Here is a 241-nt window from a genome sequence, read left to right as displayed (position 1 = left end):
CTTATCCGCGATCTCGGCTATAACACCCATGTCATGGGTAACCAGCATGATTGACACACCGGTTTCGTCGACGAGTTTGCGCAGGAGCACAAGGATCTGTTTCTGTACGGTTGCATCAAGCGCAGAGGTTGGCTCATCAGCAATAATGATCTCCGGGGATCCTGCCAGCGCGATGGCAATTACGATGCGTTGCCGCTGACCGCCGGAGAACTGGTGAGGATAGTCATTATACCGCCGCTCC

1 protein-coding gene is annotated in these 241 nt (G+C 54.4%); it reads right to left on the bottom strand.

Features of this window, described 5'->3' with window-relative positions; all coding sequences use genetic code 11:
- Nucleotides 1–241: ATP-binding cassette domain-containing protein (locus tag SB822_RS60335; RefSeq protein ID WP_410859549.1), on the bottom strand; the 241-nt coding region annotated here is incomplete at both ends.

Source organism: Paraburkholderia sp. SIMBA_054 (assembly GCF_046534875.1).
GTDB classification, from domain to species: Bacteria; Pseudomonadota; Gammaproteobacteria; order Burkholderiales; family Burkholderiaceae; genus Paraburkholderia; species Paraburkholderia hospita.
Note: the sequence above shows the minus strand (reverse complement) of the source record. Positions and strands in the feature narration are given on the sequence as shown.